Raw genomic sequence first — 25,902 nt, 5'->3', positions numbered from 1 at the left:
TTTATATTTATTATCATATACATAAAAATAATTTATGAATTATACATTGCATCAATTAGAGGTTTTTTTAAAAATTGTCGTGTTACAGAGTGTTACAAAAGCTTCAGAAGCTCTATATCTAACCCAACCAGCTGTCTCAATTCAGTTAAAAAAATTTCAAGAACAATTTAAAATCCCTTTATTTGAAATTGTCGGCAGAAGAATCTATATAACTGAGTTTGGTGAAGAAATTGCTTTTGCTGCACAAAAAATTATTGATCATGTAAAAGCTATCAACTATAAGGCTTTAACTTATGAAGGAGAACTAGCAGGTAAATTAAGAATAGCCATTGTTTCGACAGCAAAATATGTAATGCCCTATTTTTTGACAGATTTTATAAATAATAATAAAGGGGTAGATTTAGTAATGGATGTTACTAATAAGGCATCTGTTTTGCAATCTTTAGAAAATAATGAAGTCGATTTTGCTATGGTTTCTACGATACCCAAAAAATTGAAAATTAATAGGATTGAGCTTATGCAGAATAAATTATATATGGTTGGTGGGAAAGATTTTAAACAATCTGGAACCTTTTTAACTAAAAGTGAATTTGAAAAATTACCACTTATTTATCGTGAGCAAGGTTCAGCTACGAGGTTAGCTATGGAAAAATTTATAAATTCTAGACAAATATCTACCTATAAGAAAATGGAGCTGACATCAAATGAGGCTTTAAAACAAGCTGTTATTTCTGGACTAGGTTATTCAATTATGCCATTAATTGGTTTAAAAAATGCTATCAGTATAGGAGATTTGCAAATTATTCCTGTAAAAGGTCTTCCAATTGTAACTAATTGGAATTTAATTTGGTTGAGTTCCAAAAACATGACAAACGTAGCAAAAAGTTTAATTGATCATATTAATAATAATAAAAAAGATATTACTAAAAAGCATTTTGATTGGTTAGAGAAGTATTAATTTTAAATAAAATAGGTGTTATTTAAAAAAGCCTGTTTCAAATTTGAGACAGGCTTTAAAAATTATAGATTTCAAAAAAACTTAATCTTCTTTTCTGTCTTCTCTCGGTCTTCTGTCATCACGACGATTGTCACGTCCGCGATTATCTCTACCTCTATTATTATCACGTCCACCACGATCATTATTTTCTCTCGGTGGTCTGGCAACATAACCTTCAGGTTTTTCTAATAATGCCTTACGAGATACTTTTTCTTTGCGTGTTTTTGGATCTACACCAAAATACTTCACATTAAAAACATCACCCATATTAACAACGTCTGTAACATTTTCAGTACGTTCCCAAGCTAATTCGCTTACATGTAATAAAACTTCGTTTCCTGGAGCTTGTATATATTCGACAACAGCACCAAAATCTAACATTTTAATAACTTTTACTTCGTAAGTGCCACCAACTTCTGGTTTAAACATTAATGAATCAATTTTGGCCAATACGGCATCTATACCATCTTGGTTTGTTCCCAAAATTTCAACAATACCCTCTTCAGTAATTGGGTCTTCATTAATTACAATAGTTGTTTTAGTAGCTTTTTGTAATTCTTGAATGACTTTTCCGCCAGGTCCAATTAAAGCACCAATAAAGGCATTAGGTATAATTTTAGTTATCATTTTAGGTGCATGAGGCTTAACATCTGCATTTGGTTGTGCAATAGTTTCTACTATTTTTTCTAAAATATGCAAACGTCCTGCTTGTGCTTGTTTTAAAGCATTTACAAGAATTTCATACGATAATCCTTTTACTTTAATATCCATTTGGCAAGCTGTAATACCTTCTGCTGTACCAGTTACTTTAAAGTCCATGTCACCTAAATGATCTTCATCACCTAAAATATCAGATAATACTGCATATTTTCCAGTTTCAGCATCCGATATTAATCCCATAGCTATACCAGAAACTGGTTTTTTCATGGGTACACCAGCATCCATAAGTGCCATAGTACCAGCACAAACAGTAGCCATTGATGATGAGCCATTACTTTCTAAAACTTCAGAAACAACTCTTACAGTATAGGCGTAATCATCTGGGATCATACCTTTTAAAGCACGTTGTGCTAAGTTTCCGTGTCCTACTTCTCTACGAGACGTACCTCTTAATGGGCGCGCTTCACCAGTTGAAAAAGGAGGGAAGTTATAATGTAAATAGAAACGCTCTTCACCTTCAAAAGATGGCATATCTATTTGGTTGGCTTCTCTAGAAGTTCCTAAAGTTACAGTGGCTAAAGCTTGAGTTTCTCCACGTGTAAATATAGACGAACCATGTGTAGATGGTAAATAATCAACCTCACACCAAATTGGTCTGATGTCAGTTGTTTTACGTCCATCTAAACGTAAACCTTCATTTAAAGTTAAATCTCTTACCGCTTTTTTCTCAGCTTTATAGAAATATTTAGAAACCATACCGCCATAATCAGCTAATTCTTCTTCAGTAAAAGTTGCCTTTACTTCTTCTTTAATGGCATCAAAAGCAGCGCTACGTTCATGTTTTGCTGATGCAGCTCTTGCTACAGCATACACTTTGTCATAAGTTAAATCGTGAACTTTTTTTGCTAGTGCTTCATCTTCAAGCTCTGGTTCATATTCACGAGTTTCTTTTTTTCCAAATGCTTCAGCTAACTTTACCTGTGCTGCACATTGTAATTTAATAGCATCATGAGCAAATTTAATAGCTTCAACCATTTCTTCTTCAGAAATCTCATCCATTTCACCTTCAACCATCATTACAGAATCTGCTGATGCACCGATAACCATATCAATATCAGATTGAAGAAGTTGTGCATACGTTGGATTGATAATAAATTGGCCATCAATTCTCCCAACTCTAACCTCAGAAATAGGCGTTTCAAAAGGTACATCGCTTAACTGAATTGCAGCCGATGCGGCTAACCCAGCCATGGCATCAGGCATAACTTCATCATCATGAGACATTAACTGAATCATAACTTGAGTTTCTGCATGGTAATCTTTTGGGAATAATGGGCGTAAAACACGATCTACCAAACGCATTGTTAAAACCTCACCATCGCTAGGTCTTGCTTCTCTTTTAAAGAAACCTCCTGGGTAGCGTCCTGCAGCAGCAAATTTTTCACGGTAATCTACAGTTAGCGGTAAAAAATCAACAGCACTCTGCTGGTAGTTTGATACTATTGTACACAATAGCATACATTTTCCGGATTGTACAACAACAGAACCATGTGCCTGTTTTGCTAATTTTCCGGTTTCGATGGAAATTGTACGTCCATCTCCAAGGTCTATAACCTCTTTAAAAACTTGTGGAATCATAATTTTTTTAAATCTAATTAAACAATGGTCGTTGTGTTGTTGTGTGTAGTTGTTGTGTGTTCGACCAATGAAAAACTATAATTAGCTTCTTCAATTCGAAAATTTATACTCTTTTTCGATAGAGTTGTTATGTATTTAGGCGTTACCCTAAAAGGGTAGGGCTTTACGCTACAATCTTTTGCAAAGGCAAAAGGATTTTCACTTCAATCCCTAACGCAAAAACAAAAAAGAGCCTGAAAAGCCTCTTTTTGTAATTATTTTCTTAATCCTAATTCTTTTACTATCGCACGATATCTTAAGATATCCTTCTTAATTAAGTAATCTAATAAAGAACGACGTTTTCCTACTAGTTTTACCAAAGAACGCTCTGTGTTATAATCTTTACGATTATTTTTTAAGTGCTCTGTTAAGTGGTTAATTCTGTGCGTAAATAACGCAATTTGTCCTTCTGCACTACCGGTGTCGTTTGCACTTTTACCGTGTTTTGAGAAGATTTCTGCTTTTACTTCTTTTGCTAAATACATGCTAATATTTTTGTAAATGATTTTTATGTACACGAAAGTCTTTCTTTCGAGTGCCAAATATACTGCTTTTAAGTTGAAAGTTAAAAGTTAAAAGTTAAAAATCTTATATTGTTTAATACTACTGAAAATCCTGGCTATAAACTAATTGAAAACCTAAGCTCTTAAAGGGTGATTTAATATTAAATCTAAATACTGATTCACTTTGTTTTTTAAGTCTTTACGTAGTGTAATAAAATCAAGAAAACCATGCTCTAATAAAAATTCAGAGGTTTGAAATCCTTCTGGTAATTCTTTACCAGTAGTGTCTCTTACAATTCTAGGTCCTGCAAAACCAATTAAAGCTCCAGGTTCGCTAATATTGATGTCTCCTAACATAGCAAATGATGCTGTTGTACCACCAGTTGTTGGATCTGTGCATAAAGAAATATAAGGAATCCCAGCATCAGCCAACTGCGCTAATTTCACTGAAGTTTTTGCTAATTGCATAAGTGATAATGCAGCTTCCATCATTCTAGCACCTCCTGATTTGGATATAACCATTAATGGTATATTCTTTTTTAAAGAATAATCTGCAGCTCTTGCAATTTTTTCGCCCACAACACTACCCATCGATCCACCAATAAAAGCAAAATCCATACAGGCTATTACTAAATCTTTTCCTTTAGATTTTCCAACAGCACATCTAACGGCATCTTTTAAGTTAGTTTTTTCTTGAGCAGATTTTAAACGGTCTGGATATTTTTTTGTGTCAACAAATTTTAAAGGATCTTTAGATTCTAGATTAGCATCTAATTCTTTAAATTTATTATCATCAAAGAGGATTTCGAAGTATTCTTTACTGCCTATTCTTACGTGATATCCATCTTCAGGACTTACATAAAAGTTTTTTTCTAACTCTTCTGCGTCCACTATTTTGCCAGTTGGTGATTTGTACCACAAACCTTTGGGAGTATCTTTTTTCTCTTCAGTTGTAGTTGTTATTCCTTTTGTTTTTCTTTTAAACCAAGACATATGATTTATAATTTTAAATAAACGATTTTAACAAAATCTTAAAATCGATGGTTTAGTTAGTTATTCTGCAAATGTAAAACATATAAAATTACTTTTTTTATTATTTAAAATCAAAATTTGTAAAACGTCTCTTAAGATTTGTTTCAATAAAAAATAAAATCTCGTTCAAACCTTATTATTCATTAAGTTTAAACGAGATTGTTTTTTAATTTTTATATATAAGTCTTATAAAGTATTTACATTATTTAAATCTTCAAAAGCCTTTTTTAAACGGTCTACAAAAGTTTTTTCACCTTCACGTAACCAAACTCTTGGATCATAATATTTTTTATTTGGAGAATCTTCACCTTCAGGATTACCAATTTGGCCTTGTAAATAATCTTTTTTATCATCCATATAGTCACGAATACCTGCCATAAAAGCATACTGTAAATCAGTATCAATATTCATTTTTATTACACCGTAGCTGATGCCTTCACGAATTTCTTCAACAGTAGAACCAGAGCCACCATGGAACACAAAATCAATATGATTGTGTTCAACGCCGTATTTCTTAGTAATATATTCTTGAGAATTTTTTAAAATTTTTGGTGTTAATTTTACGTTTCCTGGTTTGTAAACACCGTGTACGTTTCCAAAAGCAGCAGCAATGGTAAATTGCGAGCTTACTTTACTTAATTCTTCATAAGCATAAGCAACTTCCTCTGGTTGGGTGTATAATTTTGAATCGTCTACATCGCTATTATCTACACCATCTTCTTCACCACCAGTAATACCTAATTCAATTTCTAATGTCATCCCCATTTTGGACATGCGTTTTAAGTAGGTTTTGCATATTTCGATATTTTCTTCAATAGGTTCTTCAGATAAGTCAATCATATGAGAACTAAATAGTGATTTACCAGTTTCAGTAAAATGCTTTTCACTAGCATCTAATAACCCATCAATCCAAGGTAACAGTTTTTTTGCGCAATGGTCTGTATGTAAAATCACAGGAACACCATATGCTTCAGCAAGAGTGTGCACGTGTTTTGCACCAGCTATGGCACCAGCTATAGCTGCTTTTTGTCCATCGTTATTTAAGCCTTTACCAGCATTAAATTGTGCGCCACCATTAGAAAATTGGATGATAACAGGAGCATTTAAATCTTTTGCCGCTTCTAAAACACCATTGATGGTATCTGAACCTATAACGTTTACAGCAGGTAAAGCGTAATTATTAGCTTTTGCATGATTAAAAATTGCTTGAACTTCTTTTCCTGTTGCAACTCCTGGTTTTATGTTGTGTCCCATATTTTAAGTTAATTTTTTGATTTGTAATAACAAGTTTTCAAAAGTAATCAATTTTTGAATAAGTAGTTTCGATTTTATAGCTTGAAAACATTAAAAGTAGACTAAAACGTTATAGTAAAATTTATCTAGAATGGGTAATTAATACCTATGTTATAAACAGCCTTTGAAAAGTTATAATCGTTAAACCATCTATTTTCATTTTGGTAAGAAGGGTCGTATGTTTTAAAACCAATATCAAACCTAAAAACGAAAAAACTAAAATCATAGCGTAAACCAAAACCAGAACCTATGGCTATATCTTCTAAAGAACTAAAGTTATTAAAAGTAGCACGCTCATCTTCTACATTATCTAAGACATTCCAGATATTACCTGCATCAACAAATAAAGCACCATTTAGATTTCCAAAAAGATTAAAACGTTGTTCTGCACTTAAAGTTATTTTTAAGTTGGCTTCATTAAACTCATTAGTAGTTTCAAAGCTACCTGGCCCTAAGCTATAGGCTGTCCAAGCACGATTATCGTTGGGTCCACCTGCAAAAAAACTTTTTGCAAAAGGGATGTTGTTTGAATTGCCGTATGGAATAGCAATACCTAAAAAACTTCTAATGGCTAATACATTTTTACTGCCTAAATCCCAATGTTTTGTGTAATCTAATTCGGTTTTTATGAACTGAGAATAGGCTACATTAAAAAGTTCGTATCTGTTGTCATTATTCTTTGGTAATCCAATTAATGTGGCTGTACTAGATAACAAATTCCCTGCTATTTCTATTTTTGCTTTAAAAATTGAAAAATCGTTATCAATTAAATTAGTACGTTCATCATTGGTAAAACTTAAACTTGAAGATAAGATTAAGTTATTTTCAGTTAATCGTTGTTTTCTTTCATCAATTCCAGAAACTGTTTTGAATTCTTCATCAGTTTGATTTAGAGAAGTGTTATTTGTTAAAACTTCATTTATAAAAATATCAGTTTCGTTTAATGGATTATTAGCATTTGGTATATTTAAAAAAGCATCATTAGAAATATAATTGATATTCCTTGCTACTTGATTTAAAGTGTTGTATGAATTATCATAAATCCTAAAATAGTTTTCAATATTTAAATTTCTAACGTATTGAATATTAAATATATCAAGTTTGTTAGATACTTTTGAATTGGGATACCAATTATAGCTAAAAGCGCTACTAAAGGTTCGTTTATCTAGACCAATATTTGTTTGACTTGTGGTTGATAAATTGATTTTTGTATTGGGAGACATATATTTTGGGATAATGCCTTCTGTGTAAAATGGTGAAAATAATCTAGGAATGGTTAATTTGAAATCGACACCATATTCATTAATATCGAAAAATGGATCGCCAGCTTGTTTGCCATCTTTAGAAGCGCCAATTGATGCAATTCCAGATATTTCAAAAGTTTCTGCGCCTCGGAATATGTTTCTTATAAGTAAGCTAGGATTTAACGAAAATCCAACAGTTTGAATATTGCTTTGAGATACATCAGTACTAAAACCTAAACTAAACTTTTTTAGGGGTGTTAGCCTAATCGTACTAGAAAGCGTATTATCAAGATTTTCAACATATTCAATGTTAGGGTATTTAAAAGTGCGTAATTCGTTTAAATGTCTATAAGTTCTAGTTCTGTCAATATCTCTAAATATTTCACCAGCATTCATAAAAATAGCATCAGTTAGTGCTTTTGGTCTGTAACGTAATTTATTATAGCTGTATATTTTATAACCATTGTAGGATATGGAATCCTGAAAAGGTTTTCCTCTGTTTTCAAAAGCGTCGTCTGTAATTAAACTAATGTCACTTATTGAGTAAATTTTAAAAGGTTGATAGGTTGTAGAGTCTGTAGTTCTTATAGCTCTATTTTGGATGTTAATATCAACATTAACTTTTTTATGGGTTCCAATGGTATCCATTTCAAAAGTTACATAATCTGGTTTAAAATGATAAATTCCAGAATTTCTCAATTCACTAGAAATTCTATCGCGTTCTTGATTAAAATTAGCCGTTTTATATTGTTCATTCGGTTTTACTAATGTACTTTTTTTGATGTTTTTATATAGGGTATCAATAATGGGTGATTTTATATTTTCATTAATTGAATCTATATAAAAAGCAGGTCCTTTTTCAATTTTATAAACAACTTCAGATTGTTTAGTATCATTTTTTAGGATGTCATGTGTTGTATTTACATCAAACCAACCATTGTTTATATAATAATCTTGAATACGATTAACAGATCTTTTAGTTTTTTCCTCATCAACAATAATAGGAGCTTCACCAGTTTTTTTTAACCATGCATTAAAATCCCTTCGCGATTGTATGTATTTGTTTAATTGTTTTTTTGATAAAAGACGCTCATAATTTTCTTTCTTATTTGGTCTTTTGTTTAAATTATTTTTAATTATAGAGTCTATATTTGGACGTGCTGTATTATAAATATGCAATCGCAAAGGCGTATTTAAAAGTGGGATTTTGATATTTGGTTGCTGGTAAAGAAGGTTGTTTAAAGTTTCACTATTATCCTTTTCACCATCAACTAAAATGGTATTTTTTGTTAATAAATACTCATCTTTAGCAACTCGTTTAGTTGTGTCACAAGATGTGAAACATGTTATGAAACATATTGAAATCAATATTTTTGTGAGTTGTTTGTTCAATTGAAAAGGATAATTAATTTTTATTACTAGTGTTAAAGGTTAAAACTGAAAAGTTTAAAAACTTGCTCAAAAATACATTATTCTATCTGAAATAAATTTAAATATGGCTTCATAAACTTAATCTAAGTAATATTTTCTTTTCTTTATAAAAAAATAATAAAGAAGGCATGCTTTCTAAAAATCAAATAAAATTAATAACGAGTTTAAAGCAAAAAAAATATAGGCAACAACATGGTTTATTTGTTGTTGAAGGAATTAAAACAATTTCTGAATTGCTGAACTCTAATTTTTTGCTTTACGAATTATATACGACAGAACCTTTCAATTTTGATGCCAAAAAAGAAATTTTAATTTCTGATGGAGATTTAAAAAAGATTAGTTTTTTTAGAACTCCGAATAAAGCCTTAGCTATTTTTAAAATTCCTGATTTAAAGCCTATTGAAAATGAGGGATTGATTTTAGCACTTGATGATGTTAGGGATCCTGGTAACTTAGGAACCATCATTAGACTTTGTGATTGGTTTGGAATAACAAATTTAGTTTGTAGCAAAGAAACGGTAGATTGTTTTAATCCAAAAGTAATTCAGTCCACAATGGGTTCTATTACGCGTGTTAATATGAGTTATATTGATTTAAATAATTTTTTAAAAGAAACAGATTTGCCTATTTATGGAGCTTTTATGGAAGGTGAAAATATCTATAAAAAAGAAAATATAAAAACAGGTATTTTAGTTATGGGAAATGAAGCTAATGGTATTTCTGAAAACATAAAAGCTTTGGTTAATGAAAAAATAACCATTCCTAGATTTGGAGATTTACAAGCAACTGAAAGTTTAAATGTAGCGACTGCAACTGCAATATTATTGAGTGAGTTTAAGAGGAAATAAATTTACTGAAACGTAAAATTAATGAATACACCTCTAGTTCTCATGCCTGCAATATTACTTGTCCATGGGCTATTTGGATCTTTGTCTCTAATTAATTCATCATTCATTCCAAAAAGGCCCCGAATAGAAGGAGTAAACTTAAAGTTGTGTAAATAGAAATCAACCCCAAAACCAAGTTCATAAAAAAGTGAGTTTTTAGTTGTTCTAAATTGTCCGTTACTGTTATCTTCAGGATTATCTTGGTTACTAGATAAATTTAAAGCAGTTGAAAAGCCACCAACAATAAATGGTTTAAAATTATTTACACGCTTGGTAGAAATCTTTAATAGCAAAGGGAGGTGAATGTATGTAGATTTTACTTCTCTAACTAAATCAGAACTTCTAACATCTGGTGTGCCATTAAAGTAACTTTCACTGTAATACAATTCTCTTGTAGTAATGAGTAAACCGGGTTCTAAACGTAAATCGATGAAACTGTTTATACGTAAATTTCCTATTAAACCAACATTAAAGCCTGGGCCTCTTTTCACGTTAATATCTCGTAAATCTTCGTTATAATCAAAGTTAAAATCGTAATTGTTAATACCTAAAAAATAACCCCATCGCAATAAGTTGTTATCTGTAGAACCTCTACCTTGATTGGCATCATAAGACACTTTTTCTTTTTTAAAAAGTTGTGCATGTGATGCTTGAAAAACAAATAAAAACAAAATTATTGCAAAAAACTGCTTCATATAATTACTTAGATGATTTATAAATTGTTGCCACGCCAAAGGTTTGTGGAAAATCTTCAACATTAATAAACCCAATTTTACGTAAAATATTGTTTAGTTCCTCACCATAAGGAAAAACAGATGCCGATTCGCATAAATATTTGTAAGCACTTCTGTCTTTAGAAAAAGCTTTCCCTATGAGTGGTAAGATGTTTTTTGTATAAAAATTATATCCTTGTTTGTAGGGCGATTTGGTAGGAACCGATGTCTCTAAAATTACAAATGTACCATTTGGTTTTAAAACTCTATAAATTTCTTTTAAGCCGTTTTCTAAAGTTTCAAAATTACGTACGCCAAAAGCAACGGTTATTGCATCAAAACTGCTGTCATCAAAAGGCATGTTTTCACTATCACCTAAAACCATTTTAATTTTAGAGTCTAAAGCTTTCTTTTTGATTTTTTCCTTACCAATTTCAAGCATGCCACTACTAATGTCTAAACCAATAATATTTTTAGCGCGAGTTTCAGCCAAATTAATTGCTAAATCTCCAGTTCCAGTAGCAATGTCTAAAATACGCTCTGGATTACTATTTTTTACAATTTCAACAACTTTTTTACGCCATTTAATATCTATACCAAATGATATAACTCGATTTAAATCGTCATATTCTCCAGAAATGGTATCAAACATCTTTGTGACCTGTTCTTTTTTTCCTAAATCACTGTTTTTGTAGGGCTTTATTTTTGTCAAAACTTCAATTTTTTTTGCAAAGATAAACTTTTAAAAAAGCTTTACGCAATACCTCTATAATTAATTATAACCTCAAATCTATGTTGCAATGTGTTATTTATAGTATATTTGTGATACTTTTTATGATACTAAAATAATGAAGATTATTATTGCTGGTGCTGGTGAAGTTGGATTTCATTTAGCAAAATTACTTTCTTATGAATCTCAAGAGATTACTTTAATAGATACCAATAAAGATAGTTTAGTTTACGCTGATACACATTTAGATATTAAAGTTATTCGTGGTGATGCCACATCTATTGCCATTTTAAAAGATTCTAAGGTTGAAAGCTCAGATTTATTTATAGCGGTAACTGCTAGTGAAACAACCAATATTACCGCTTGTGTTTTAGCTAAACAGTTGGGGTCTAAAAAAACCATAGCTAGAATTACTAATACCGAATTTATTCATCATAAAGATGAGGTAGGTTTTACTAAATTTGGTATTGATGAGTTAATTTCTCCCGAATCTTTAGCGGCTTCAGAGATTGAATTATCATTAAAACAGTCTTCTTTCAATGATACTTATGAGTTTGAAGAAGGTGCACTTACCATGGTTGGTTTAACGCTATCTAGCTCTGCGTCATTTGTTGGTAAAACAGTAAAGGAAGCAGCAAAAATTTTTCCAGAAATTCATTTTATTCCAATTGCTATTCAGCGTTTTGGAACACAATTTACAATAATCCCAAGAGGTGATACCGAGTTTAAGAGAGGTGATAATGTGGTTTTTATAACTTCAGAAGGGGGTGGTGAAGAATTGTGTAGATTAACAGGTAAAGCAAATAAAGAGATTAAAAATGTGATGATTTTAGGTGGTAGCCAAATTGGTTACAAAACAGCTAGAGATTTATGTGAAAAAGGATTTAATGTTAAGCTTCTTGAAGAAAATAAAGAACGTGCTTTTGATATTGCAGATGATTTGCCAAATGTTTTAGTAATTCACAGTGATGGACGGAATGTTGATTTATTAGATGAGGAAAATATTAGCGAAATGGATGCTTTTATTGCTGTTGGTGCCAATTCAGAAACCAATATCATGTCTTGTTTGGTCGCTAAATCTAAAGGCGTTAGCAAAACAATTGCTTTGGTTGAAAATATGGATTATTTCGAACTATCGCATTCAATTGGTATTGAGACACTCATCAACAAAAAACTTTTAGCAGCCAATAATATTTTTAGATACATCCGTAAAGGGGAAGTTTTAGCTATGACGAAATTAAGCAACATGAATGCTGAATTGTTAGAATTTCAAGTAAAAGCAACATCAGCAATTTGCAATAAATATATAAAAGATGTTGATTTTCCTAGATCTGCTATTATAGGCGGTGTTATTAGAAATGGTATAGGTATTATAGCTTTAGGGAGTTTTAAAATACAAGAAGGTGATAGGGTAGTGGTGTGTAGCTTATTGCAATCAATAAAAGGTGTTGAAAAATTATTCCGTTAGGATGAAATTAAACTACAAAATTATTTTCCATTTCTTAGGATTACTGTTATTATTTAATGGTGGTTTTATGCTCTTATCAGCTCTGATAAGTTTGATATATAAAGATGGCGTTACACTAGAAATATTTTTAGCAGGGATTACCACATTAATAGCGGGTTTATTGGTTATGATTTTTACAAAAAACCATAACAAAGAAATGAATAAACGCGAAGGCTATATTGTAGTAACCTTTGGTTGGATTATTATGTCGCTATCAGGTTGTTTGCCTTATGTTTTAACTGAAAGTATCCCTAGTTTTACAAATGCATTTTTCGAAACTATTTCTGGTTATACAACAACTGGTGCTTCTATTTTAAATGATATTGAAGCTGTTCCAAAAGGTGTTTTGTTTTGGAGAAGTTTAACACATTGGATTGGTGGTATGGGGATTATTGTATTGGCCATAGCAATTTTACCATTGTTGGGAATTGGAGGTATGCAGCTTTTTGCTGCGGAAGCACCCGGACCAAGTGCTGATAAATTACATCCTAGAATTACAGATACAGCAAAGAGATTATGGCTTATTTATTTTGGATACACTGCAGCCGAAACCATTTTATTGCAAGTAGCTGGTATGTCTTTTTTTGATGCTATTAATCATGCACTTTGTACGTTATCAACAGGTGGTTTTTCTACAAAAAATGCCAGTGTAGCTTATTGGAATGGCAATCCAATTATTCAATATATTATCATATTATTTATGTTTCTAGCAGGGACAAATTTTGTTTTAAGCTATTTCGCATTTAAAGGGAAAGTGCAAAAAATTATTCATGACGAAGAGTTTAAATTGTATTTTAAGTTCATTGCTATTTTTACAATTATTGCAGCTTTAATCATATATTTTAGGGCTAATATTTCAGAATCTTCCATACCACATCCAATGGTATGGGGAAGAGCTGAGAGTTCTTTCAGACATGCATTATTTCAGGTTTTATCAATAGTTACTACTACCGGTTTTGTAACTGCAGATTACACATTATGGACCCCGTTTTTAATGGTTTTCTTTTTCGGATTAATGTTTTTAGGTGGTTCTGCTGGAAGTACCTCTGGAGGTGTTAAGGTTGTTAGGCACTTAATATTGATAAAAAATGGCTTTTTAGAGTTTAAACGTACGCTTCATCCAAATGCTATATTGCCAGTTCGCTATAATAAAAGAGCCATATCTGGTGATATTGTATTTAATATTTTAGGGTTCTTTATTCTGTACATGTTGTCATTTATTATTGGATCTTTGGGATTCTCTATACTTGGTATTGAATTTAGATCTGCTATTGGTTTAGCTGCATCCACATTAGGTAATGTTGGACCAGCTTTAGGGGATTTTGGACCGGTAAACAACTATTACGAATTGCCTGCTTTGGGTAAATGGTGGGCGTCTTTTTTAATGCTTATAGGTCGTTTAGAGTTGTTTACAGTTCTTATTTTATTAACACCTTTTTTCTGGAGGAATAGATAAATTAAAATATTAACTAAAATATTTTTTTTAGTTATCGTTTTTGTATAACACTAAATATTAGATAGTTACAAAAATACTATATTATCCACCATATAAAAATACAATTATTTTCAAAAAAACTTTTTACAGTAATACTTTTGCATTTTGGCTGTTATTACACTAAAAATACCCAATTTTATATCAAATGTAAACGTTACTGGTTTTAAAATTAATTGTGTATAATAATTTTTTTACTGTGTCTATCTGGATTTTTTTATTGAATAAAGAATCTTCTAGGATAAAATAACTCAATTTTGAGTCGTTAATTTGTATGTTTATTTTTTTAATTATATTTTTTTTTGGAGATCTAATCTAAAAGAATTATTAATTATTCATTACCAATATTGCTTGCAAATTCTTTTTAAGAAAATATTTTAACCTTTTTTATTCATTATTGAGATTGTAACATTTTGTTCGTATGAACGTCTTCTTTTTATAACAACCAAAAATAATTAATTATGGAATTAGTAATTACACTTCAAGAATTAGAGTCTTTACGTAAAAAAAATGAAGACTTAGTTAGTGAGCCTTTAGGTTTTTTAAATTCTGAATATAAGTCATTAGTAACTGAGAGTTTAAAAAATGTTTCTTCAAAATCAATATTTGGAATTCGTCAACGTGTAAAAAGTAGAAGTTATACTACTTGCTGTCATTCAGGCATAGCTTTAAAGCTATCTTTATTTCTTATTATCATACTTTTAATTTTCAATTAAAGATATTAAAAAAGCCACTAATAAATTATTAGCGGCTTTATGATTATGTTATTTATTTTTAGCTTAAAGCCTCTCTTATACGTTTTATTGCTTCAATAATTTGTTCTTGTGAAGCAGCATATGAAATACGAATACAATCTGGATTTCCAAATGCATCACCATCCACAGTAGCTACTAAGGCTTCTTCGAGCAAATACATTGATAAATCAGAAGCATTATTTATTTTTTTACCCCTAAGCGTTTTTCCGAAGTAATGTGTAATATTAGGAAATACATAGAAAGCACCTTCTGGGATATTGGTTTTAAAGCCCTCAATGTCATTTAATAATCCTAAAATCAAATCACGACGCACTTTAAACTCATCAATCATGTATTGCACTTTAGAAGGAGATGCATTTAAAGCGGTAATAACAGCGCGTTGTGCAATACAATTAGCACCACTTGTAATTTGGCCTTGCATTTTGTTACAAGCACGTGCTATTTTTTCAGGCCCACCAATATAACCAATACGCCATCCAGTCATTGCAAAGGCTTTAGAAACCCCGTTTACTGTAATGGTTCTATCATACATATCTTCAAATTCAGCTATACTCGCATGACCTTCACCATAATTTATATGTTCGTAAATTTCATCCGAGACCACATAAATATTAGGGTGTTTTATTAAAATATCTGCTAAAGCTCTTAATTCTTTTTTACTGTAAACAGAACCGCTTGGATTACATGGAGAACTAAACCAAATCATCTTAGTGTTTGGTGTAATGGCAGCTTCAAGTTGAGAAGGTGTCATTTTAAAATCGGTATCTATTGAAGTTTTTACTTCAACAGGAATACCATCATTTAGTTTTATTAAATCTGCATAACTTACCCAATATGGGCAAGGTAATATAACTTCATCTCCTTTGTTTGTTAATACCGCAGCTATATTTGCCAAAGACTGTTTCGCTCCGGTAGAAACTACAATTTGCGCAGGAGTATATGTTAAATTATTGTCTCGTTTAAATTTAGTTATTATGGCGTCTTTTAAATCAGCATAGCCGTCAACAGGTGAATATGAGTTGTAATTTTCATTAATTGCTTGAATAGCTGCATCTTTAATAAAATCAGGAGTATTAAAGTCTGGTTCTCCCAAACTTAAACCAATAATATCTTTTCCTTCGCCTCTAAGTTCGCGTGCTTTTGCAGCCATAGCTAACGTTGCAGACGTAGCCATGTTTAAAATTCTATCTGATAGTAATTGCATTAAATTATAATAAATAATTTGGTTAGACTTGTAAAGCTGGTTTCATTCCCATCTCTCTTAAGTATTTAAAATGAGCAATAATAGCCTTACGGGTTGTTTTATATTCGTTGTATGGTAAGTTAAATTCTTTCGCAGTTTCTTTAACTATTTTTGATATTTTAGTATAATGTACATGACTTATATGTGGAAAAATATGGTGCTCTACTTGATGGTTTAATCCACCAGTAAACCAATTAACAATTTTATTATTTGTACTAAAATTAATAGTTGTTTTTAATTGATGAATAGCCCAAGTATTTTTCATGGTACCATCTGGTTCTGGTAATGGCATCTCAGCATCTTCCATAACATGAGCTAGTTGAAAAACAACACTTAAAATTAATCCTGCAGTGTAATGCATAACAAAAAAACCTAATAAAATTTTCCACCAAGAAATTTCTAAAAACATCATAGGTAATACTATCCAAATTGCGACGTAAATTATTTTTGAAATTACTAATTTACTCCAATTCCAAACTGGATTTGGGAATTTTCCGTATGACAATTTGCGTTTCATATAACGACGCATTTGTTGCCAATCAGTTGTAATTGCCCAGTTTATTGTCAACAACCCATAAAGTAAAACAGAATAGTAATGTTGAAATTTATGATGCCATTTCCATTCAGAATGTTTAGTGAATCGTAATATGCGACCAGCATCTAAATCTTCGTCATGACCATGAATATTTGTGTAAGTATGATGTAAAACATTATGCTGTACTTTCCAATTATATGCATTTCCAGCAAGTATATATATACTGCTTCCCATTAATCGGTTAATCCATTCTTTGTTAGAAAAAGAGCCATGATTCCCATCATGCATCACGTTCATCCCAACACCTGCCATGCCAATTCCCATAACTACGGTAAGTAATAATTGAGCCCATCCAGGAATGTTTAGGGTTAAGATTAGAAAATAAGGCGTTAAAAATAAAGAAAACATTACAATTGTTTTTACCCAAATTTTCCAGTTTCCAGTACGTTTTACATTGTTATCTTTAAAATAATCATTAACGCGTTTGTTGAGAGTTCTAAAGAATTTTGCGGAGTCGGTTCTTGAAAATGATAATGTCTGTTTAGTCATGCTATTAAATTTAATATGCTATTCTGAAAATTCCGAATTAACATATTTGTTACAAAGATAGGTATATTCGAAGTTAAGTAATAACGTTTTTTTGTAAAATAATGTATTTAAAAAGTATATTTTTGTTGAAAATTTAACAAAAATGCAGCTCATTTTAAAGTATTTCCCTAATCTTTCTCAAGATAAAATTCATAAATTTAGTCTTCTGGAATCTCTTTATCAAGACTGGAATTTAAAGATTAATGTCGTTTCTCGTAAAGATATCGATGAGCTTTATTTGCGCCATGTCTTACATTCATTAGGTATTGCCAAAGTAATAAGTTTTAAAGATGGTAGTAAAATTCTAGATGTTGGGACAGGTGGTGGATTTCCAGGTATCCCATTAGCAATCATGTTTCCTGAGTGCTCCTTCCATTTAGTTGATAGTATTGCAAAAAAACTGAAAGTTGTTGATGAAGTAGTTGAGGGTTTAGGGTTAATAAATGTAAAAACCACGCATAGTAGAGTGGAAGAAATTAATGATACTTATGATTTTATTGTAAGTAGAGCAGTAGCAGCAATGCCTACTTTTGTGCATTGGGTAAAAGGAAAAATAGCTAAAGAGCAAAAGCAGGATTTAAAAAATGGCATTTTGTATTTAAAGGGAGGGGATTTGTCTGAAGAATTAAATGATTACAAGAATGCTACTATTTATAACTTAAGTGATTATTTTTCTGAAGATTTTTATGAGACAAAAAAAATGGTTCATTTGCCTTTAAAATTTAAGGGTTAACTTTTTTTAATTTCATTAATTCGTTAATATAATGGTTAAAATAAAAATATTCATTTTTAAACCAGAACGTATTCGAATAGTCCAGAATTGAATTTATAGTTTTATCAGGAGAAATTATTTGGTTTGCCATGTCGAAATTTTGTTTAGCTTTTTCTGAATCTTTTAATTTTTTATAGGCAATTGCTAAACCAAGATATGCATCAAAATCTGTGGAATCATATTTAATTACTTCCGAAAAATCAGAAATTGCTTTTAAAAAATCACCTAAATATAAGTTAGAAGCGCCTTTGTAAAAATAAGCAAATAAGTTTTTTTTGTTTAAGGATACAGATTTTTTAAAATCTTTATTTGCCTCAGCATATAGTTTTAATTTTATAAGTAATTCACCTCTGTTATAATAATTTTCAGAGGTATGGTCATAAGTTATAATGTTTGTATAATCTTTTAGGGCTTCGTAAGGCTGTTCCAAAGCCTCATATGTTAAAGCTCTCATCCATAACGATTTTTTGAAGGTGTCGAATTTTGAAAAATCTTTGTTGTTTGAATAAAAATTTGTGATTATTACATTGAAATCTAAAAAAGCGGCATTATAATCACCAGAGCCATATTTAATAGTTCCTAGGCCATACCGAGCTTCAACTAAACTCTTATCTAGTTCTAAAGCTTTCTTATAATCTAGTTTTGCACCTTCAATATTACCCATTTTATATCTAGCATCTCCTCTGTATAGGTAGGTATATGAATCTGGTGCTTCCATAATTATCTTTGAATAATCAAAAATAGCTCCTGAAAAGTCTCCTAAGTCATTTTTTATTTGACCTCTAACAGAATATGCATCTAAATTTTTTGGCTCTAAGGCTATTATTTGGTTTAAAAGTTCAATCTTTTTTGTTTGCGAGGTGTCTTCTCGTAATGCCTCGCTAAAAAGTTTATGGACTTGACTAAAAGTAAGCAAAGAACTTAGCGTAAGTGTGATGGTTAGTATAATTCTCATACTAGAATTACGAAAAATTATATTGTTTAAACTCCTTTTGTAATTCTTTTAAAATTTTTATTTTAATTTGATGAGCTCGTTAATACTGTTATTAAAATAAAAATATTGGTTTATGAACCAGAATGTGTTTCCGTATTGCTCAATACTTGAAATGGACTCATTTGGGGCAATTATAGAGTTAGCCTTTTCAAAGTTAGCTTTAGCGTTAACAACATCATTTACTTTATTATATGACATTGCTAAACCAAGATAAGCATCAAAATCCATAGCATCAAATTCTAAAGCTTTCGAGAAATCTGAAATAGCATCAAGAAATTTTCCTAAAAATAAGTTTGATGCACCTCTATAAAAATAGGCATAGGCATTATTTTTATCGGCTCTTAATACTATGGTAAAATCTCTAATAGCTTCTTTATAGTATTTTATATCAATAAAAAATAGCCCTCTACTGTAATATGAGTCAATTGTTTGTTCAATTAAAATAGCAGTGTTGTAATCCTCTAATGCATTTTGAAAATCCTCTAAAGCTTTATAAGCATTTGCTCTTAAAGTGTATACTTTAGATTCATTTGGGGCAACCTTAAGTACGTTTGAGAAATCCTTAATAGCATCTTGATATTCTCCTAAATCATACTTGACGCAGCCTAAACTATATAACGCATCTGTAAAATTTTCGTCTAGCATAAAGGCCTTAGCATAATCTTGTTTTGCTCCAGTAAAATCTTTTAAGCTATATCTAGAGTTGCCTCTATTATAATAGGTGTCTGCGTCCGGTTCTTCAACAATTATTTTAGAATAATCAACTATGGCTCCGAGATAATCACCTAAATCATTTTTAGCAATAGCTCTAAAAAAATAAGCATCTAAATTTTTTGGTTCAAGATCAATAACTTGTGTTAAAAGTAAGATTTTCTCGTTTAAATCTGTAGTTCTATTGGCTTGTCTAAAAATTTTATTTACTTGTGAAAAAACAAGTGTTGGAAATAAAATAAGCAGTAAAATAATTTTTTCTCTCATAGCTTTTTGAACAACAAATAATATGCCATTTTAGTGTTGGGGTAATGTTATTAAAGATAACTAATTTTTATTCACCTAAAAATGGATACCGGTAATCTGTTGGTGTTACAAACGTTTCTTTTATCATTCTAGGTGATACCCAACGTAATAAATTTTGTGAACTACCAGCTTTATCATTAGTGCCTGATGCTCTGGCACCACCAAAAGGTTGTTGCCCAACTACAGCACCAGTTGGTTTATCATTGATGTAAAAATTCCCAGCACAATTTTGAAGAGCTTCAGTAGCTTGAGTAATAGCATATCTATCTGTTGAAAGAATAGCTCCAGTTAAAGCGTATTCACTAGTTTCATTAACTAATTTTAAAGTTTCAGCGTAAGCATCATCTTCGTAAACATAAATAGTAATTACAGGTCCAAATAACTCGGTACTCATCGTTGTGTATTTTGGATCTTTCGCAACAATAACTGTAGGTTCAATAAAATATCCTATACTTTTATCATAACCACCACCAACAATAATTTCAGCATCATTATCCGCTTTAGCTTGATCAATGTATTTAGCTAATTTAACAAAAGAGCCTTCGTGAATTACGGCAGTAATAAAGTTACTCAAATCCTCAGGGGAACCCATTTTGAAAGATTTCACATCTTTAATTATCATATTTTTTACATCGCTCCATAAGCTTTTTGGTATGTAAGCTCTTGAAGCAGCACTACATTTCTGTCCTTGAAACTCAAAGGCACCACGAACAATAGCAGTAGCTACTTGTTTTGGATGAGCCGATTTGTGTGCTACAATAAAATCTTTACCACCAGTTTCTCCAACAATTCTTGGATAGGTTTTATAATTATGAATATTATTTCCTATTTGTTTCCATAGTTCTTTAAAGATGAAAGTAGAACCAGTAAAATGTAACCCAGAAAAATCTGGACTTGCCATCACAGTATTAGTAATCATAACAGCATCTCCAAATACCACGTTAATAACTCCAGCAGGAACCCCAGCTTCTTTAAATATGTCCATGATTACTTTTGCAGAGTACACTTGGCTATCACTAGGTTTCCAAACTACCACATTACCCATTAATGCCATACATGCAGGTAAATTCCCTGCAATAGCTGTAAAGTTGAAAGGTGTAACGGCGTAAGTAAACCCCTCTAGTGGACGATATTCAATTCGATTCCAAGCATCACTGGTACTTTTTGGCTGTTCATTGTAAATATCTGTCATGAACTGCACATTAAAACGCAAGAAATCTATTAACTCACATGCAGCATCAATCTCAGCTTGATGAACGGTTTTAGATTGCGCAATCATAGTTGCAGCATTTATTTTTGCTCTGTAAGGCCCTGCAATTAACTCAGCAGCTTTTAAAAATATAGCAGCACGTTGCTCCCAGGGCATTAAACTCCATGATTTTCTTGCTTCTAAAGCTGTTGAAATTGCTTCTTCTACATGAGATTTTTCAGCTAAATGATAAGTTCCAACTATATGTTTATGATCATGAGGTGGCGACATCGTTCTAGTATTTCCAGTTGTAACATCTTCACCGTTGATATATAAAGGAATGTCTATTTTACTATTAAACATTGTTTTATACGCTTCTAAAACGTTTGCTCTTTCTGGTGTTCCTGGAGCATAAGATTTTACAGGTTCATTTACGGCAATTGGTACATTAAAAAAGCCTTTTCCCATGATTTTTTGTTTTTTGTTATTAATTTATCATTAAATATATTACAAAACTACGAATTTTTAAATCAAATAAAGGTTTCTAGTTTTGTCAAATAAGTGTTAATATTTACTTTATTTTTGTAAGTTGTAAAACCGTTTGAAGACAATAATTTACATGTGTACAGTTACCATAATTCCAAAAAAAAATAACGATTTTGTACTCACATCTAATAGGGATGAAGCCCCTTGTAGAATATCTTTAGCTCCAGATTTTTATCATATTGATAATACGAAATTACTTTTTCCAAAAGATGTGATTTCTAATGGGACATGGATAGGGATAAGCGATAAAAATAGAGTAGTTTGTTTACTTAATGGGGGTTTTAAGTCACATATAAGAAAACAGTATTACATTAAAAGTAGAGGCTTGGTTGTAAATGATTTTATGACTTCAAGTGATTTGATTGAAACTATAGAGAATTATAATTTTACTGATATAGAGCCTTTTACAATGGTAGTTGTAGATTGGAATATTGATTTAAAGTTTTTTGAATTAGTTTGGGATGGTAATAGACAATACTTTACTAGATTACCTCTTGAGGCTAAGATTTGGTCTTCTTCTACTTTGTACAGTGAATTTATGAGAAATGAACGTTTAAATTGGTTTCAAGATTTTAAATCTGAAAATAATTTGGAATCTAAAACAATATTAAATTTTCATAAAAAAGCAGGTAGTAATAATGATGAATATGGTGTTATTATGAATCGTGGCTTTATAAAAACTACCAGTATTACTCAAATTACTAAAGAAAACAATACTCTAGAAATGCATTATGAAAGTCTTGAAAACAACATCATTTCTTCTAAAATTTTTAATCTCCCATTAACTATTAATGAGTAATTCTGGTATTATTTTAACCTTGGCATATCCAGAAACCATTGTTATGGTTGCTGATGAATGGTATTCCCCTTTTTTGAGGTATTTAGGTGTAGGTAAAAAAAATTATTTACGTGCTGGACATGCAGCTTTAGTTTTGATTAATAAAGAGACAGGTGTTTTAGAATATCATGATTTTGGAAGATATATAACCCCTGAGCCTTCTGGTAGGGTTAGAGGAAGAGATACCGATAATGAATTGCATTTCCCATTAAAAGCACAAATAGAAAACGATAAAATTCAAAATTTAGAGGCAATTTTAAAATTTTTAGCAACACACCCAAAAATAACCCACGGAGACGGAAAGCTTGTTGCTTCTGTTTGTAATGCTATTGATTATACGCATGCCCGAGCGCACATAACTACTATGCAAAATAAACATTTTATAAGGTATGCAGCTTTTATAAAAGATGCTTGTAATTGTGCTCGTTTTGTTACTGATAGTTTGATAGCTTCAGTTACAGATTTAAATATTAAAAATAAATTAGAAAAATCTAAATGGTTTACTCCTAGTACAGTAGGTAATGTTTTATTGGCTGATACAGAAAACTATGTTTATGAAGTTAATGATACTGGTGTAATTTCAAAATTTGAAGGTTCACAAAAAACTGAAAATTTACGATGTTTTTTAGATAAATTAAAAGATCATAAACCAAATTTTAGCGGTACTTTAGAACCAAAGCCGGTAGATAATTTGCATGAAAAAGCGCAATGGTTATCTGGTATTGCAGCTGGTGCATGGTTTGAATTACATAAAATTGGGCATCATGTAGAATATCATTTCAAACGAATTTCACCGCATGGGCATATTGATGTTCATGATACTTTTGTGGTTGATGATGCTTCCTTTAACTACGATTTAGAATTTGAGTTTATTCATTATTCAAACTGCAAATTCTTCCATGTAAAACAGAATGAGAAAATTTATAGGTTTGATAAAGTATCTTAAATATTTTTTAAGGAACATTTTTTTTATTAATTCCAATAATCAACAACAAGAACATCTTCAAGGTGAGGTGTTAATAGTTTTCCAAACTGGATATGTTCAGGGTGAGGAAGGTAAATATCTCTAGATGCTTCACTATCAAATGTTAGTAAAAAGCAATGTGTAAATTTTTTATTTAAGTCTTCAGGACTATTATTTATACCCCATTCAAAATCCTTAATCTCTGATATTTTGGATGGTAATTCTATGAAGGCTTTTTCTATCATTTTTATTTTTGTAGATGAAGTTGAATCTTTAAACTTAAACATTACAACATGTCTTAAAAGTTTAGATGTGTTTTCTGTTTTCATTAACTCTGAATCTTTATTCGTGATTTTTTTATTACAATTTAAAAATAATAAAAGTGCTAATAATAAAAGTGAATAAATTTTCATATGGATTTATTTTGAGATTTTAAAATCGATAATTAGCTAAAATGCAAAATCAAAGCAATAAAGTTTAATTTATTATAAATTACTAATAAATTAATTTATGGCAAAAGTGGCACTTAACTTGAAAGCGGGGATATTAACTTTGAACTTTTTGGTAGTTGTAAAATTCACCATACTGTAATGACCTTGCATGGCACCAAAAGGTGATGTGAGTAAACAACCTGATGAATAGGTGTGAGATTCTCCAGGTTTTAAAACCGGTTTTTTCCCTATAACGCCTTCACCTGAAACGATTTCAAGATTATTTAAAGCATCAAGGATTTCCCAATGTCTGGCATTTAGTTGAACGGAGTCTTTACTCTGGTTTTCTATAATTACAGTGTATCCAAAAGCGTAATGTATTTTATAATTTTTATAAAATGAGCCTTCGTAGTTAGTTTCTACTGAAATTTTTATACCGCTTGTTACTTGTTCAACCATGTTAACTATAAATAAACCATATATTTATGTTTACAAAAATAAGCAATATTAAGTTTACGGCGTTACATTTTAACTACTTTGATTAAAATATTAGTTAAACGGTAGTTTAATTCGAGATATTAACAGAATTACCTTCGCCAATGCCAATAATTTTGTCGAAACGCTCTCCTAAATTTCTGTAGTAAATAAGTACTTTATAATTATTTTCAGTTTGATAAAAATTGCCGTCTATAAAACCTTCATCAATAGTATTATCGGGACTTAATATCACATATTTGTAATTATAGAATCCTTGTTTTAATAATAGAGAGCAGTAGTAAATATTTTTAGCTTCATCAAATTGCATTAAATTAGAGTGATCTAGAGAGTAATTGTTAAAATTCCCATAAACGTGAATGTTTTTATCTTTCAAAGCTTCAATTGATTTTAATGAAAAATGAATCCAGACATAATCTGCTTCAATACTGGGGTCTTCAGCATCAATATTTAAAATAACATAATTACCATTTATATCTGGATTGTAGGTATATGGACTGCTAGCTCTTCCAATATTAGTGTATAAATAATTGTTATACAAATCTTGCAAATCTATATATTGTATACCCGTATTAGCTGCTCTAATATCTTTGTTTTCAAAATAATAATATTCATTACCGCCCCAAAAACTAGTTTCGCTATCATATTTATAAATAAGTTGATTTCCAATAGTGTATTGAGGTTTTATATTTGAAATGGATGTTTTTAAATTGTTATTTTGAATAATAACAGTATTAATAGTTTGCATTGGGTTATTAATAAGAATATTGTTTGATGCAACAACAATTTCTACACGCTGTTTTTCTTCTACATATTTAACGTCTCTAGCTCGTTTGATGGCAACACCTACATTAACCTTATCCTCGTAAATCATAAATTTTCTTGAGAAAACTAACTCATTATCATCATTGAAAATGGAAATCATATAGTTCCCAGAAACTCGAAGGCCTTTAGTAAACTGATTTGGGATAGTAAGTTTGTAGTGAGAATAAATTTGATAGGTGTTAAATGAATTTTCGTAATCTCTTATTCTTTGGTTATCAAAACCATCTAAATACTCAGATTTTATTAATACTGAAGGCGTCCAATCATAATTAAAATGTTCAATTTTATAATAATAATCTTCTTCATCTCCATTTAAAGCATCAAATTCCATAACCACATATTCACCTAATTTTAAAATAGGTAATTGTGTTTCGGGTGTGTTTGATTTAAAATTAATTGTTTTAATATAATCTGGTGGATCAGTTTCATCAATTTGAGAAAAAGAAATTATTGGGATTAAAACAAAAATGACAATTTGTTTAAACTTTTTTAGCATTTTTATTGTGTTTTTATTGTAAAGATAAACAAAATCTATACTTAAAAG

At 30.6% G+C, this 25,902-nt stretch carries 23 protein-coding genes; 8 read left to right on the top strand and 15 right to left on the bottom strand.

The features are described from left to right. Nucleotides 1-34: 34 nt before the first annotated feature. Nucleotides 35-958 (top strand): LysR family transcriptional regulator, encoded by a 924-nt coding sequence (locus AC1XJX_RS11825; RefSeq protein ID WP_482004190.1) that lies wholly within the window; start codon nt 35-37, stop codon nt 956-958. A gap of 81 nt (nt 959-1,039) precedes the next feature. Here AC1XJX_RS11825 and AC1XJX_RS11820 read toward each other — a convergent pair whose 3' ends face one another. From AC1XJX_RS11820 to tamL, 5 genes are all read right to left on the bottom strand, one after another. Next, the gene (locus tag AC1XJX_RS11820) at nt 1,040-3,295 is read right to left on the bottom strand and encodes a polyribonucleotide nucleotidyltransferase (RefSeq protein WP_482004189.1); all 2,256 of its coding nucleotides are present in this window, start codon (nt 3,293-3,295) and stop codon (nt 1,040-1,042) included. A gap of 254 nt (nt 3,296-3,549) precedes the next feature. After that, nucleotides 3,550-3,819, bottom strand: a complete 270-nt coding sequence (rpsO, locus tag AC1XJX_RS11815; protein WP_482004192.1) for a 30S ribosomal protein S15 — start codon at nt 3,817-3,819, stop codon at nt 3,550-3,552. Between the two features lie 153 nt (nt 3,820-3,972). Then, a complete protein-coding gene (gene accD / locus AC1XJX_RS11810; RefSeq protein ID WP_482004188.1) occupies nt 3,973-4,830 on the bottom strand; it encodes an acetyl-CoA carboxylase, carboxyltransferase subunit beta in 858 nt (285 codons plus the stop codon). A 225-nt stretch (nt 4,831-5,055) separates the two neighbouring features. Next, entirely contained in the window at nt 5,056-6,123 is a 1,068-nt protein-coding gene (gene fbaA, locus AC1XJX_RS11805; RefSeq protein ID WP_482004187.1) for a class II fructose-bisphosphate aldolase, read from the bottom strand. 125 nt (nt 6,124-6,248) lie between these two features. Beyond that, nucleotides 6,249-8,774, bottom strand: a complete 2,526-nt coding sequence (gene tamL, locus AC1XJX_RS11800; RefSeq protein WP_482004186.1) for a translocation and assembly module lipoprotein TamL — start codon at nt 8,772-8,774, stop codon at nt 6,249-6,251. Nucleotides 8,775-8,965: 191 nt separating this feature from the next. On the opposite strand from tamL, the gene AC1XJX_RS11795 reads away from it, so the two are divergent. After that, nucleotides 8,966-9,685 carry a TrmH family RNA methyltransferase gene (locus AC1XJX_RS11795; protein WP_482004185.1) on the top strand — a complete coding sequence of 240 codons (720 nt, stop codon included), beginning with the start codon at nt 8,966-8,968 and terminating at the stop codon, nt 9,683-9,685. 2 nt (nt 9,686-9,687) lie between these two features. On the opposite strand, the gene porT is transcribed toward AC1XJX_RS11795, so the two are convergent. Beyond that, complete coding sequence (gene porT / locus AC1XJX_RS11790; RefSeq protein ID WP_482004184.1) at nt 9,688-10,419, bottom strand: type IX secretion/gliding motility protein PorT/SprT; 732 nt, start codon at nt 10,417-10,419, stop codon at nt 9,688-9,690. Between the two features lie 4 nt (nt 10,420-10,423). Continuing rightward, nucleotides 10,424-11,149, bottom strand: coding sequence for a bifunctional demethylmenaquinone methyltransferase/2-methoxy-6-polyprenyl-1,4-benzoquinol methylase UbiE (ubiE, locus tag AC1XJX_RS11785; protein ID WP_482004183.1), 726 nt, complete (start codon nt 11,147-11,149; stop codon nt 10,424-10,426). 136 nt (nt 11,150-11,285) lie between these two features. Here ubiE and trkA point away from each other — a divergent pair, with 136 nt between their 5' ends. The 3 genes from trkA to AC1XJX_RS11770 all read left to right on the top strand — a co-directional run bounded on the left by trkA (nt 11,286) and on the right by AC1XJX_RS11770 (nt 14,882). Beyond that, nucleotides 11,286-12,635, top strand: a complete 1,350-nt coding sequence (gene trkA / locus AC1XJX_RS11780; protein WP_482004182.1) for a Trk system potassium transporter TrkA — start codon at nt 11,286-11,288, stop codon at nt 12,633-12,635. A 1-nt stretch (nt 12,636) separates the two neighbouring features. Continuing rightward, entirely contained in the window at nt 12,637-14,130 is a 1,494-nt protein-coding gene (locus tag AC1XJX_RS11775) for a TrkH family potassium uptake protein (RefSeq protein ID WP_482004181.1), read from the top strand. 497 nt (nt 14,131-14,627) lie between these two features. Further along, entirely contained in the window at nt 14,628-14,882 is a 255-nt protein-coding gene (locus AC1XJX_RS11770; protein ID WP_482004180.1) for a hypothetical protein, read from the top strand. Nucleotides 14,883-14,940: 58 nt separating this feature from the next. Here the strand turns inward: AC1XJX_RS11770 and AC1XJX_RS11765 are convergent, their stop codons facing one another. Both AC1XJX_RS11765 and AC1XJX_RS11760 read right to left on the bottom strand, forming a co-directional pair. Beyond that, nucleotides 14,941-16,125 carry a pyridoxal phosphate-dependent aminotransferase gene (locus tag AC1XJX_RS11765; RefSeq protein ID WP_482004179.1) on the bottom strand — a complete coding sequence of 395 codons (1,185 nt, stop codon included), beginning with the start codon at nt 16,123-16,125 and terminating at the stop codon, nt 14,941-14,943. A 22-nt stretch (nt 16,126-16,147) separates the two neighbouring features. After that, complete coding sequence (locus AC1XJX_RS11760; RefSeq protein WP_482004178.1) at nt 16,148-17,248, bottom strand: fatty acid desaturase family protein; 1,101 nt, start codon at nt 17,246-17,248, stop codon at nt 16,148-16,150. A 142-nt stretch (nt 17,249-17,390) separates the two neighbouring features. Between AC1XJX_RS11760 and rsmG the strand changes: the two genes are divergently transcribed. After that, complete coding sequence (gene rsmG / locus AC1XJX_RS11755) at nt 17,391-18,020, top strand: 16S rRNA (guanine(527)-N(7))-methyltransferase RsmG (protein WP_482004177.1); 630 nt, start codon at nt 17,391-17,393, stop codon at nt 18,018-18,020. On the opposite strand, the gene AC1XJX_RS11750 is transcribed toward rsmG, so the two are convergent. From AC1XJX_RS11750 to pruA, 3 genes are all read right to left on the bottom strand, one after another. Next, nucleotides 18,010-19,014, bottom strand: coding sequence for a tetratricopeptide repeat protein (locus AC1XJX_RS11750; RefSeq protein ID WP_482004176.1), 1,005 nt, complete (start codon nt 19,012-19,014; stop codon nt 18,010-18,012). The genes rsmG and AC1XJX_RS11750 overlap by 11 nt on opposite strands. Before the next feature lie 57 nt (nt 19,015-19,071). After that, on the bottom strand, nt 19,072-20,031 hold the full coding sequence (locus tag AC1XJX_RS11745; protein ID WP_482004175.1) for a tetratricopeptide repeat protein: 960 nt from the start codon (nt 20,029-20,031) through the stop codon (nt 19,072-19,074). Between the two features lie 67 nt (nt 20,032-20,098). After that, nucleotides 20,099-21,727 (bottom strand): L-glutamate gamma-semialdehyde dehydrogenase, encoded by a 1,629-nt coding sequence (pruA, locus tag AC1XJX_RS11740; protein ID WP_482004174.1) that lies wholly within the window; start codon nt 21,725-21,727, stop codon nt 20,099-20,101. 133 nt (nt 21,728-21,860) lie between these two features. Here pruA and AC1XJX_RS11735 point away from each other — a divergent pair, with 133 nt between their 5' ends. Further along, a complete protein-coding gene (locus AC1XJX_RS11735; RefSeq protein ID WP_482004173.1) occupies nt 21,861-22,604 on the top strand; it encodes an NRDE family protein in 744 nt (247 codons plus the stop codon). Then, nucleotides 22,597-23,589, top strand: a complete 993-nt coding sequence (locus tag AC1XJX_RS11730; protein WP_482004172.1) for a DUF6695 family protein — start codon at nt 22,597-22,599, stop codon at nt 23,587-23,589. The genes AC1XJX_RS11735 and AC1XJX_RS11730 overlap by 8 nt, the downstream gene beginning before the upstream one ends. Before the next feature lie 26 nt (nt 23,590-23,615). On the opposite strand, the gene AC1XJX_RS11725 is transcribed toward AC1XJX_RS11730, so the two are convergent. The 3 genes from AC1XJX_RS11725 to AC1XJX_RS11715 all read right to left on the bottom strand — a co-directional run bounded on the left by AC1XJX_RS11725 (nt 23,616) and on the right by AC1XJX_RS11715 (nt 25,854). Further along, on the bottom strand, nt 23,616-24,020 hold the full coding sequence (locus AC1XJX_RS11725; protein WP_482004171.1) for a Dabb family protein: 405 nt from the start codon (nt 24,018-24,020) through the stop codon (nt 23,616-23,618). A gap of 90 nt (nt 24,021-24,110) precedes the next feature. After that, entirely contained in the window at nt 24,111-24,497 is a 387-nt protein-coding gene (gene apaG, locus AC1XJX_RS11720; protein ID WP_482004170.1) for a Co2+/Mg2+ efflux protein ApaG, read from the bottom strand. Nucleotides 24,498-24,603: 106 nt separating this feature from the next. Then, nucleotides 24,604-25,854, bottom strand: a complete 1,251-nt coding sequence (locus AC1XJX_RS11715) for a type IX secretion system plug protein (protein ID WP_482004169.1) — start codon at nt 25,852-25,854, stop codon at nt 24,604-24,606. Between the last annotated feature and the right edge of the window lie 48 nt (nt 25,855-25,902).

This window comes from Flaviramulus sp., assembly GCF_982512915.1.
The sequence above is the reverse complement of the archived record's forward strand: the minus strand, read 5'-3'. Positions and strand labels throughout refer to the sequence as shown.

Bases quoted from the DNA above. Each gene is read 5' to 3' on its own strand.
- AC1XJX_RS11825 (WP_482004190.1), top strand. From the start codon at position 35: ATGAATTATACATTGCATCAATTAGAGGTTTTTTTAAAAATTGTCGTG.
- AC1XJX_RS11820 (WP_482004189.1), bottom strand. From the start codon at position 3,295: ATGATTCCACAAGTTTTTAAAGAGGTTATAGACCTTGGAGATGGACGT.
- rpsO (WP_482004192.1), bottom strand. From the start codon at position 3,819: ATGTATTTAGCAAAAGAAGTAAAAGCAGAAATCTTCTCAAAACACGGT.
- accD (WP_482004188.1), bottom strand. From the start codon at position 4,830: ATGTCTTGGTTTAAAAGAAAAACAAAAGGAATAACAACTACAACTGAA.
- fbaA (WP_482004187.1), bottom strand. From the start codon at position 6,123: ATGGGACACAACATAAAACCAGGAGTTGCAACAGGAAAAGAAGTTCAA.
- AC1XJX_RS11795 (WP_482004185.1), top strand. From the start codon at position 8,966: ATGCTTTCTAAAAATCAAATAAAATTAATAACGAGTTTAAAGCAAAAA.
- porT (WP_482004184.1), bottom strand. From the start codon at position 10,419: ATGAAGCAGTTTTTTGCAATAATTTTGTTTTTATTTGTTTTTCAAGCA.
- trkA (WP_482004182.1), top strand. From the start codon at position 11,286: ATGAAGATTATTATTGCTGGTGCTGGTGAAGTTGGATTTCATTTAGCA.
- AC1XJX_RS11775 (WP_482004181.1), top strand. From the start codon at position 12,637: ATGAAATTAAACTACAAAATTATTTTCCATTTCTTAGGATTACTGTTA.
- AC1XJX_RS11770 (WP_482004180.1), top strand. From the start codon at position 14,628: ATGGAATTAGTAATTACACTTCAAGAATTAGAGTCTTTACGTAAAAAA.
- AC1XJX_RS11765 (WP_482004179.1), bottom strand. From the start codon at position 16,125: ATGCAATTACTATCAGATAGAATTTTAAACATGGCTACGTCTGCAACG.
- AC1XJX_RS11760 (WP_482004178.1), bottom strand. From the start codon at position 17,248: ATGACTAAACAGACATTATCATTTTCAAGAACCGACTCCGCAAAATTC.
- rsmG (WP_482004177.1), top strand. From the start codon at position 17,391: ATGCAGCTCATTTTAAAGTATTTCCCTAATCTTTCTCAAGATAAAATT.
- AC1XJX_RS11750 (WP_482004176.1), bottom strand. From the start codon at position 19,014: ATGAGAATTATACTAACCATCACACTTACGCTAAGTTCTTTGCTTACT.
- AC1XJX_RS11745 (WP_482004175.1), bottom strand. From the start codon at position 20,031: ATGAGAGAAAAAATTATTTTACTGCTTATTTTATTTCCAACACTTGTT.
- pruA (WP_482004174.1), bottom strand. From the start codon at position 21,727: ATGGGAAAAGGCTTTTTTAATGTACCAATTGCCGTAAATGAACCTGTA.
- AC1XJX_RS11730 (WP_482004172.1), top strand. From the start codon at position 22,597: ATGAGTAATTCTGGTATTATTTTAACCTTGGCATATCCAGAAACCATT.
- AC1XJX_RS11725 (WP_482004171.1), bottom strand. From the start codon at position 24,020: ATGAAAATTTATTCACTTTTATTATTAGCACTTTTATTATTTTTAAAT.
- apaG (WP_482004170.1), bottom strand. From the start codon at position 24,497: ATGGTTGAACAAGTAACAAGCGGTATAAAAATTTCAGTAGAAACTAAC.
- AC1XJX_RS11715 (WP_482004169.1), bottom strand. From the start codon at position 25,854: ATGCTAAAAAAGTTTAAACAAATTGTCATTTTTGTTTTAATCCCAATA.